The organism is Blautia sp. 1001283B150304_161114_C9 (assembly GCF_015668165.1).
Lineage (GTDB): Bacteria > Bacillota > Clostridia > Lachnospirales > Lachnospiraceae > Blautia_A > Blautia_A wexlerae.
Genome location: NZ_JADPGO010000055.1, coordinates 1 through 10013, shown reverse-complemented (window position 1 = coordinate 10013; position 10013 = coordinate 1). Strand labels below are relative to the sequence as shown.

Genomic DNA, 10013 nt, shown 5'->3' with positions numbered 1-10013 from the left:
TCCATAAAGAATTCAATAATTTTTTCAGCCAATTTATTATGAAGACTATTGCCAAATTCATCAATGATCAGCATTCCAGCATTTTCTATTACCCTGATCAGATGGGGCAGAAAATCGGCAAATACCTGGTTTCCCTGCGATTCGCCCTTGTTGCCATAGAGCAATTCCACTTCTTCGTTTCAGGATTAATCCTTAATAGCTGACAATTTCTAATATTAATATATTTATGAAAGAATTCTTCCAACACTTCAAGCGATTCACAATATTCAAACTCTATTGCGCTAAACTCCAATGGCACATTACATTTACAGACTTTTCATCAACTTTTTACTAATTCATTATTTTATTTATCGGTTAGTTAGATGGTCAGACCCTCAGTATACTCAGAGGCAAATACATTAATCACTCCTGTATTGCCGGTCAGCCCTGCACATATACATAAAGCCATTATCCAAACCATTAATTTTTTTTCATTTTTCTCCGCATCCTTTCTTTATTTAAGAATTCAAGAAGTATTTAAGTTCATTAAATATTTTATCACACAATGAAAAAATATTTAATGAAAACTTTGATATTTACCAATAATTTTTCTATCCTTTTCATAACCTGACGGCATATTTTGTTGCTTTTCCATACTGATTATTCTATAATATATAATATCTGTTTGCAATTTTTTGTTGTTTTTTCTGAAACAGCAAAAATCGAAAAACATGTTGCTGAGAACGGAATGAGCAGTAACAATGTCAAACGATCTCATCTATAAAATAAAATATCAGGAGTATACAGATATGGAATTGAAAAACAGAACTTTATCAAATTTCGCCGATCTTGTTCAAACCGGTGAATGCAAAAAATTCAAAGGCCGCCTGAAGGTAGGTGTGGATTTGGGTACAGCTAATACAGTTCTGGCAGTTGTAGACACTACCAACCGTCCGATTGCTGGCATATCCGCTCCCTCCCAGGCTATCAGAGACGGCGTGATCGTCAATTATTATGAATCTGTTCAGCTTGTTACACGGCTGAAGGCTGAACTTGAAGAAAAACTGAAAACTGAACTTCCTTACGCTGCAGCTGCAATCCCACCCGGAGTTTCCGAAGGAAGTTCAAAAAGTATTCAATATGTGCTGGAGGGTGCAGGTTTTGAGGTTTCCAATATCGTAGACGAACCCACCGCTGCAGCTGCTGTACTTAAGATTTCAGACGGCGCTGTAGTGGATGTAGGTGGAGGCACTACAGGAATCAGTATTCTCAAAAACGGCAAAGTAATCTACACAGACGATGAAGCTACCGGCGGCAGTCACATGACCATGACTGTAGCAGGGCACTATAACATCCCATACGAAGAAGCTGAAATTTTAAAAACAGATCGTTCAAAAGAAGCTGAAATTTTCCCTGTAATCAAAGCAACTGTAGAAAAAATGGCCACGATCACTCAGAAATTTCTCACAGGCTACCAGGTACCCGCTGTATATGTTGTAGGCGGTTCCGCAAGTTTTGAAGATTTCACAGGCGTATTTGAAAAAAAGCTTGGGCTACCTGTTTATCGTCCGGTACATCCTCTGCTGGTAACCCCACTGGGTATCGCTTATCACTGTGATCTTCCACCAGTCATACACAAAAAATAATCAAAACTTTTCATAAAATACTATATAAGGGGGTATTATATCATGAGAGAACTAAAAGCAACAAAAATCAATGCTGCAGATTTTGCACCATTTGGTACATTTTTCAGCATGACAGAGCCAGAAGGCTATCCATTACAGGGTGAAATACATAAATTTTATCCAGACCGTATTTCCGGTACCTGTATGGGATCCATTGGTTTTTCACCTATTGCAGTACATAAAGATGAACGCATCGTTAAAGCTGCTGAATATCACACAACTACCTGGGAAGGAATTGTTGCACTGGATGATGACATGATCATACATGTAGCACCGGCTTCTGCAGGCGCACCTGTTCCAGAACTTACCAGAGCATTCATAGTTCCAAAAGGAACTATGGTGAAGATCAATGCTGCTATCTGGCATTTATGTCCTCTTCCTTTAAACAATGAAGTACTCCATGCCATGATCATTCTTCCGGAATGCACTTATGCAAATGACTGCACAGTAGTAGATTTTGAAGAAAAAGACTGGTTTAAGATTACTGTCTGATATACATAAATATCCCCGGAACTCCACTGTTTTTACATAAAGTTCCGGGGATATATTTTTATTGTCTGATTTTTACAATACACCCTGCTTCTGCATTTCGGCAGACACAGAAACATACTCTTTACTGTTTTCAAGATTTCCCAGCTTTTCTTCCCATGTAAGGTTTCGTTTAATCTTTGCAGGACTTCCCATCACCAGAGAACCATCCGGTATCACTGTGTTCTTTGTCACAAGACTTCCTGCTCCTATGATACAATCCTTACCTATTCTGGCACCATCAAGAACAACCGCTCCCATTCCGATCAATGTACGGTCACCGATCATACATCCATGAAGCACTGCATTATGTCCAACTGTCACATTATTCCCAATATGTACCGGCATATTACGGCTTACATGAATCGTACAGTTTTCCTGAACATTAGATTCCTCACCAATCACAATCGGAGCATCATCGCCACGTATCACAGCATAATGAAGAACACAACTGTCACGCCCGATAGTTACATCTCCAATAACCACTGACTGCCTTGCAATTTTTGCATCTTCTGATATTTTTACACTCTTATAATCCATCTTCCGAAATACCTGCCTTCTTGATTTAATACTACCTTCACATCATTTTCAATACCCTGACACTTCTTTACTGCAGAATCTTTATACATATTCCAAAAAGACTTTCTGCATTTCATTTACTGATTTACAGAAAGTCCTTTTAGCTATTATTTATGGTGTTTTTCTTCCTCTTCTTTCACCAGTCTTGATGTTTCTTCAGACGGTGCTGAGATTACAGCTGCTGCTATAATTTCACAGGGCGGGTTTCCCTTTACAGCATCTACTGCTGCCTTTACTGCTGCTATATCGCCACTTAAGAATATAGTTGCGTGACCTCCGCACTTGGTATGCCAGGTACGGAATTCCACATCTGATGTTTTCAGCATCTGGTCAAGGACAACTACTGCATTACAGCTTCCCACAACCTCTACTAATCCTAATGCTCCATATGACATCTTCTCATTTCCTCCTGACATGTTCTATTTGTTAATGGTCATCTTAAGTGCCACTTCAGTATCTGCGGAAGGTGATGCGATCACTGTGTGAGAAACAATCTTGCCAAGGGGTTTGGCTGTCTCTAAGGCCACTTCCATTGCTGCATTCACATCAGAAACACTGCCGCGTATTTTTACACATGCTCCGCTTTTCAGTCGGTTTCGTTCGACGCTTTGAATCGTTACGTTTGCAGCCTTGGATGCTGCATCGAGAGCGACAAAGCAAGCTACCAGGTTATCCAGTTCAAATGCCCCAACTGCCATGCCATCATAGTTTTTTGCCATTTTATCCTCCTTACGAGACGGGAAAATGGTTCTCCCGACTGCTGTCTTTTATACTAGTATACCTTGTTTTCATTATAATCACAAGCTATTTTCTACTGAAATCTCACAAAAATCCACATAATACAACATAACACCACATTATCTTCAAGAGTTTATCTGTTGGATTGTTTATTTTTCACTATTTTCATAAATCTTCTCTCTTACAACCATTCACAGGCTTCTATGCAGAACATATACTAATATGGAGAACTGCCATCTGCTGTTGTCAGGTTTTAACCGAATCAAGCAAGTCCCCTGCTTCAATTGCGAAAAGCAATAAGCAGTGGGTGGGGACTTGCTTGTATCAGGAGGAGTGCAAGCTCCTTCTGATAAACTGCGGAGCAGTTATTCGGTTATGAGCAAGTAGCGAAGCGGATTGCGAATATCCGCTTGATTCAGTTAAATTTTTTCTAAATCTGCAATATTTTCAGGATATTCCATATCTGAATATAATTTCAGCTGTAACTGTAATATTCTGTTATATTCATCACAGCCCGGTTCTAAAACTCTTCTTTGTTCATACAGTTTATGATCTTCCTCACTCATTTTCACATCAAAGCTTTCCTGAGTATGGAACTGGATTTCAATACGATAGTTGCGTGAGTTTTTAAACTTGGCATTTACACCATTATATGGAAAGCTGTCATTGACCCAATAATTTTTCAACGAATAGATCTTCCAGTTTTTCTCATGCAGAGCATCTGTCACAGAGCGTATCTGTTCAACATAATTTTTCGGCTCCAGTATCACTGTATAACGAATAACATCCGCTATTGAATCGAAAAAAGATTTCTCTACTCTCTGATAGAGCTTATTATATAAGGACTTCGGTGATTTTACTCTATACTCTAATCCCGCAAGTACTGCGTTGTTTGTCTTTGCAAAGTCCACAAGAAACTTGGTGATCTCAAACTCTGTAGACAGATAATCCGCATAAAACACTCTTTCTTCAAAAGAAAGTTTATGAAAAAGTTCTATATCTTCTTCTGTCCATGATTCTTCAATTTCTTTATTAAGATAGATCTTCTCTGAATTTTCAGCAGATAGAACACACTTGAGCTCTATCGAATCAATGCAAAAAAGACTGGTATTGTCACCCGACTCATGAGTGAGACTTCTGAGAATCTTATTAAAATTATTGATAATTATATTGACTTTTCTTTCAATCAGTGCATATGCTGAATCTGATCCACCTGCTTCTATCACAAGTTTACCACCTTTAACGGAAATGCTTCTTACGACATTTCTTTCAACAAATCCAACAATCTCTTCAGAATTATATTTATCAAAATCCTCATAATCCAGATCAGGATTTATATTTTTCAATTCTGCAAGCTGATTTCCAACCACAAGAACTGCTGCCAGATCCTTCAATCTGACAGTATTTTTATTGTCTAATACCAAAATTTCTTCCAGCTGATTTATATCATCGCTGTTTCCGCCAATAAAATACAGCATACTGGTTATGGCATGTTTATGTTTCTCTGACGGAAATTCAAATATATCTCCATATTCTTCTATCAGACACGCACTGAACAAAACATGATATTTGCTCATGATCTGCAGGAATGTAAGCGATTGAGTCTGCTTTTGAATTCCCAGTCTGTTTATATATCTGTTCATGATTTCCTGATTTAAACCAAATCCGGTATGCGCAAACAGGGCTGCCAGCAAAAGACAGTAACACTCATCTTCATTCAAGCCTTCCAGTTTCTTTCTGTCCATTATTAAATCGCAAAATTCTGCAATATCTATAAAATGCATAATAGAATAATCAGAAATATTGGGATATATCTTTTTATATTTTTCCAGCATTCTCTGGACAACTGTACAGTTGTCCCTATAATTCTCATATAATTTTTTTGATTTTTTAAGTAAATTTTCCGAACACTTGTTAACTATCATTTGAATGATCCTTCCTCAATTTGCACTGCTTATTTCTACTATTATACTCAAAAACAGCAGCCTTGTATATAGCTGCTGTTTCCAAAACTTCAGTAAAATTACATTTTCGCCCTTACCATAAAAAACCAAAAGCTTCCGATGCATACCTGATGAAAGACTCACTATCTTTCCCCTCTTTTTCTTAATTTCATGCGTATCCATTTAAGCAGTTGAATAATCGGAAGGCTGGCAAACGCATACAGATATACGCATCCAAGCTGCATCAGGTTCAACGTCTCCACTTTAAACATAAAATGAAGTCCAGGAACCGTAAGTACTGCTGTAATAAGTACTGCCCCAAGTGCAAATGCTCCCTGAAGCCATTTATTATTAAAGAAACGTTTTGTAAAGATAACCGGATGATCCGATTTGCAGTTAAATCCATGAAACAAACGTGCCAGGCAAAGTGTTCCGAAAGCGTAGGTACTTCCCAGCAATGCACCATTCTGGTAATATCCTGTCAAAAATCCAATCATTGTCATCACACCGATCACAAAACCTTCCAGTCCGATCTTACCAAGAAAATCTTTTGTCAGTATTGACTCGTCTGCAGATCTTGGTTTCTCATTCATCACCTCACTGCTATGAGGCTCCACACCCAGTGCGATTGCCGGAAGGCTGTCTGTCAAAAGATTGATAAACAGCAGATGCACTGGTGCAAAGGGAACCGGAAGTCCTGCAAGCGATGCACAAAGAACTGCCAGAATCGCGCCAAAGTTTCCTGACAAAAGAAACTGGATCGCATACTTGATATTCTGATATAAATTTCGCCCATTTTCCACTGCTTTTACAATTGTTGCAAAATTATCATCTGTAAGCACCATTGCTGCGGCATCCTTTGCAACCTCGGTTCCAGTCACTCCCATTGCGACACCAATGTCTGCCTGCTTCAATGCCGGAGCATCATTCACACCGTCTCCGGTCATTGCTACGATCATCCCTTTCTCCTGCCATGCACGGACAATACGGATCTTGTGCTCAGGTGACACTCTTGCATACACAGAAATATTCGGAACAAATTCCCTCAGCTGCTCATCACTCATATTTTCAATATCAGCACCCTCGCATGCCTCCGACAGATCATGTAAGATTCCAATTCTCTTTGCAATTGCCGCTGCTGTGATCTTATGATCTCCCGTTATCATGACCGGTCTGATTCCCGCTTTTATACATTCTGCAACTGCAGCCTTTGATTCTTCCCTGGGCGGATCCATCATAGCAATCAGGCCAAGAAATACCAGATGTTTCTCATCTTCCATCGTCAATATATGATTCTCCGGAATTTCACGATAAGTAAACGCCAGTACCCGTAACCCTTCCATCGAAAAATCCTGATTCTGCATCTGGATCTTTTCTTTATCTGCTTCTGTAATTTCCCGGACTCCATCCTTTGTCCAAATCCTCTCTGTCAGTTCCAGAAGCCTGTCAACAGCACCTTTTACAATCATCCTGTTCTCGCCATCGATTCTGTGAAGTGTTGACATCATCTTACGGTCACTATCAAAAGGAAGCTCTCCTTCTCTTGGATAAAGATTTCTTACATCGGCAGCCTCTATTCCGCATCTGCTGCCCAGATTGATCAATGCCGTTTCCGTCGGATCTCCGATCTCCACTCCATTTTCATTTGTTGAATCATTACATAAAATACTGTAATCCAAAAGACATCTCTGTGCCGGATCTGCCGCATCAATTGCAGCTGCTGAAATCCTTTTTCCATCAATATAATAATCTTCTACTGTCATTTTGTTCTGTGTGAGCGTTCCTGTCTTATCCGAACAGATAACAGATACACTCCCAAGGCCTTCCACAGCCTGAAGCTTACGAATAATTGCATGCTCCTTTGCCATCTTCTGTGTTCCAAAAGAAAGAACAATTGTCACAATGGAACTTAACGCTTCCGGAATTGCTGCAACTGCAAGTGCTACTGCAAACATAAATGCACTGCTGATCTTCTCGCCACGAAATACATTGATTGCAAACAGAATTCCGCAAAATATCAGTATCAGAATCGAAAGCTTTTTCCCAAAATCATCCAGATTTGCCTGAAGTGGCGTTTGTTTTTCAGAAGTCGATTTCAGAAGTCCCGCAATCTTTCCAACCTCTGTCTGCATACCTACATCTGTTACAACCGCTTTGCCACGCCCATATGTGACAAAACTTCCGGAAAACAGCATATTTGTCCGATCGCCAAGTGGTGCTTCTGCCAAAATAGTGTCCATGCTCTTTTCAACCGCAAGACTTTCACCGGTAAGAGCACTTTCATCGACCTTAAGACTTGCATTTTCAATCAGTCTTCCATCTGCCGGAATCATATCACCTGCTTCAAGCAGAATCACATCACCCACAACCAGTTCTCTTGCAGGGAGCTGGACAGCCACACCATTGCGCAATACTTTTGCTTCCGGTCCGGAAAGCTTCTTTAAACTCTGCAAAGACTGCTCAGCCTTTACTGTCTGTACGGTTCCCAAAATCGCATTAATCGTAATAACGATCACGATAACCGCTGCGCTTTCCACATCTCCAAGCATACCGGATATCACTGCCGATGCAATTAAGATCAGCACCAGAAAATCCTTATACTGTTCAAAGAAAATCTGTAAAATACTTTTTTTCTTTCCTTCTGCAAGCTCATTCCATCCACAGTTCTCTCTGGATCTTTCAACCTGTTCACTGGTAAGCCCTGATTCCCTGCTTTCCACGTGATCCAGAACTTCTTCTACTGTTTGTTGATAGATTTCCTTCATTACCTTTGCCTCCTTTTTTGCAAATATTCACCAACTGTAATTTTTTATGCAATGAAGGATTTTTAATAAAATGATATAAAAAAAGAAACCCTTATTGCATAACAAAAAATGCAATAAAAGTCTCACCATTTCCTTGCAGCGCCGGATGTCTCCACCGTACTGACGACACTGCAAACGCAGATTTTCAAACGTAGGTTACTCCCCTTTATTGAATCTAATACTATAACAAAATCAATACCTCTGTCAAGATATTTTTTAATCATCGGGCAAAAACAGCAGCCTTGTATATAGCTGCTGTTTCCGATTCTATCTATTTCTCTTTCTCAAATCCGTATACCCATTTTCCCCTCAAAAACAGATACAGGAAAATCACAGAGCTGATGCTCCAGGTCAGGGGATATGCCCAGAATATCACCCGGATATCTGAGATAAGGCGGACTGCTACCGTGATATAGCTCACACGAAACAGACACCAGTCACAAAGCATGACTATCATGGGGACTGCCGCATGACCGGATCCGCGTAGTACTGCTGCAATACAATGCGAAAATGCCAGCAGACAATAAAACAACGCAATTATTCTCGCCTGCATCACACCATAATGTATTACACTTGGATCTCTGTTAAAAGCAGCAATCAGTACCGGTGCCGCCGCATATATGATAATACCGATCAATTCTGCAATGATCACCGAACAAATAACTCCAAATCTTGCACCTTTTTTCGCACGTTCATACTGTCTGGCACCAAGATTCTGGCTGACAAAAGTTGTCAGAGCCATTGTAAAACATGTTACTGGTAAAAAAGCAAATCCCTCCACCTTTGAATAGGAACCACAGCCTGCCATTGCCATTTTCCCAAATGCATTGATATTTGACTGCACAAAAACATTTGCAATAGCGATCACTGAATTCTGGAACCCGGACGGCACGCCATTCTGAATAATCTGTTTTAGCATATGTCTGTCAAAACGGATCATTCTCAACTCTAACCGATATTCTTCTTCCACACGCATCAGGTGGATCATACAAAGAATGGCGCTGACAAACTGAGAAATAGCTGTTGCCAGTGCAGCTGAACCAACACCCATACCAAGACCTGCAATAAAAAAAATATCCAGTACAACATTGATGCATGAAGAGATGATCAGATAAATCAGGGGGTGATGACTATCTCCGACAGACTGCAGGATTCCAACAAAAATATTGTACATAACAACCCCTATGGATCCTGCAAAATATGTTCGGAAATACACGATGGACTCCGGCAGCACATCAGCAGGTGTTCCCATCAGTACCAGAATTTTGGGAGCCAGAAACATTCCCATAACCGTCAGCACTACACCAGCCATAAGTCCAAACGCTACGGTTGTATGGATTGCTTTCTGCAGGCAGTCCTTTATTTTTGCCCCATAATATCTGGCAACAACAACTCCGGCTCCCATGGCAATTCCATTGATAAATCCCACCATCAAAAAAATCAGATTTCCGGAAGAACTGACTGCAGCCAACGCATTACTTCCAAGAAAATTGCCTACGATCAGGGAATCTGCTGTATTATACAACTGCTGAAACAGATTTCCGAGAAACAGTGGAATGGCAAAAAAAATAATCTTTCTGGAGATACTTCCCTCTGTCATTCTTGAATCCTTTTTCATAATTTTTGATACCTTCCCGTTTTTTCTTTATTTTATCACAAAAAAACCAACTATCTTACTCCTTTTCCCCTTCATTCGCTTCCTCTATTGTCACACTCTCCTGTACCTGCATATCCGTATACTGAACACGAATAACTGC

Annotated in this window: 9 protein-coding genes; 2 read left to right on the top strand and 7 right to left on the bottom strand. The window is 40.0% G+C overall.

Annotated elements, in window-relative coordinates; translation table 11 throughout:
- Positions 1-170: AAA family ATPase (locus tag I4V44_RS18620; protein ID WP_196002993.1), on the bottom strand; the 170-nt coding region annotated here is incomplete at its 3' end.
- A 618-nt stretch (positions 171-788) separates the two neighbouring features.
- Between I4V44_RS18620 and eutJ the strand changes: the two genes are divergently transcribed.
- Together eutJ and I4V44_RS16605 are read left to right on the top strand one after the other, a co-directional pair.
- On the top strand, positions 789-1625 hold the full coding sequence (gene eutJ, locus I4V44_RS16610) for an ethanolamine utilization protein EutJ (RefSeq protein WP_118331680.1): 837 nt from the start codon (positions 789-791) through the stop codon (positions 1623-1625).
- A 42-nt stretch (positions 1626-1667) separates the two neighbouring features.
- Entirely contained in the window at positions 1668-2156 is a 489-nt protein-coding gene (locus I4V44_RS16605) for an ureidoglycolate lyase (protein ID WP_055052434.1), read from the top strand.
- 72 nt (positions 2157-2228) lie between these two features.
- Here I4V44_RS16605 and I4V44_RS16600 read toward each other — a convergent pair whose 3' ends face one another.
- The 6 genes from I4V44_RS16600 to I4V44_RS16575 all read right to left on the bottom strand — a co-directional run bounded on the left by I4V44_RS16600 (position 2229) and on the right by I4V44_RS16575 (position 9874).
- Complete coding sequence (locus I4V44_RS16600) at positions 2229-2732, bottom strand: gamma carbonic anhydrase family protein (protein WP_008703968.1); 504 nt, start codon at positions 2730-2732, stop codon at positions 2229-2231.
- Positions 2733-2878: 146 nt separating this feature from the next.
- Positions 2879-3166, bottom strand: coding sequence for a BMC domain-containing protein (locus I4V44_RS16595; protein WP_008703969.1), 288 nt, complete (start codon positions 3164-3166; stop codon positions 2879-2881).
- 24 nt (positions 3167-3190) lie between these two features.
- The gene (locus I4V44_RS16590) at positions 3191-3490 is read right to left on the bottom strand and encodes a BMC domain-containing protein (protein ID WP_008703970.1); all 300 of its coding nucleotides are present in this window, start codon (positions 3488-3490) and stop codon (positions 3191-3193) included.
- Between the two features lie 438 nt (positions 3491-3928).
- Entirely contained in the window at positions 3929-5434 is a 1506-nt protein-coding gene (locus tag I4V44_RS16585; RefSeq protein ID WP_173702570.1) for a hypothetical protein, read from the bottom strand.
- 161 nt (positions 5435-5595) lie between these two features.
- Positions 5596-8217 carry a cation-translocating P-type ATPase gene (locus I4V44_RS16580; RefSeq protein ID WP_119241879.1) on the bottom strand — a complete coding sequence of 874 codons (2622 nt, stop codon included), beginning with the start codon at positions 8215-8217 and terminating at the stop codon, positions 5596-5598.
- 310 nt (positions 8218-8527) lie between these two features.
- Entirely contained in the window at positions 8528-9874 is a 1347-nt protein-coding gene (locus I4V44_RS16575; RefSeq protein ID WP_119241880.1) for an MATE family efflux transporter, read from the bottom strand.
- Between the last annotated feature and the right edge of the window lie 139 nt (positions 9875-10013).

Coding starts and splice junctions, on each gene's coding strand:
- eutJ (WP_118331680.1), top strand. CDS start 789: ATGGAATTGAAAAACAGAACTTTATCAAATTTCGCCGATCTTGTTCAA.
- I4V44_RS16605 (WP_055052434.1), top strand. CDS start 1,668: ATGAGAGAACTAAAAGCAACAAAAATCAATGCTGCAGATTTTGCACCA.
- I4V44_RS16600 (WP_008703968.1), bottom strand. CDS start 2,732: ATGGATTATAAGAGTGTAAAAATATCAGAAGATGCAAAAATTGCAAGG.
- I4V44_RS16595 (WP_008703969.1), bottom strand. CDS start 3,166: ATGTCATATGGAGCATTAGGATTAGTAGAGGTTGTGGGAAGCTGTAAT.
- I4V44_RS16590 (WP_008703970.1), bottom strand. CDS start 3,490: ATGGCAAAAAACTATGATGGCATGGCAGTTGGGGCATTTGAACTGGAT.
- I4V44_RS16585 (WP_173702570.1), bottom strand. CDS start 5,434: ATGATAGTTAACAAGTGTTCGGAAAATTTACTTAAAAAATCAAAAAAA.
- I4V44_RS16580 (WP_119241879.1), bottom strand. CDS start 8,217: ATGAAGGAAATCTATCAACAAACAGTAGAAGAAGTTCTGGATCACGTG.
- I4V44_RS16575 (WP_119241880.1), bottom strand. CDS start 9,874: ATGAAAAAGGATTCAAGAATGACAGAGGGAAGTATCTCCAGAAAGATT.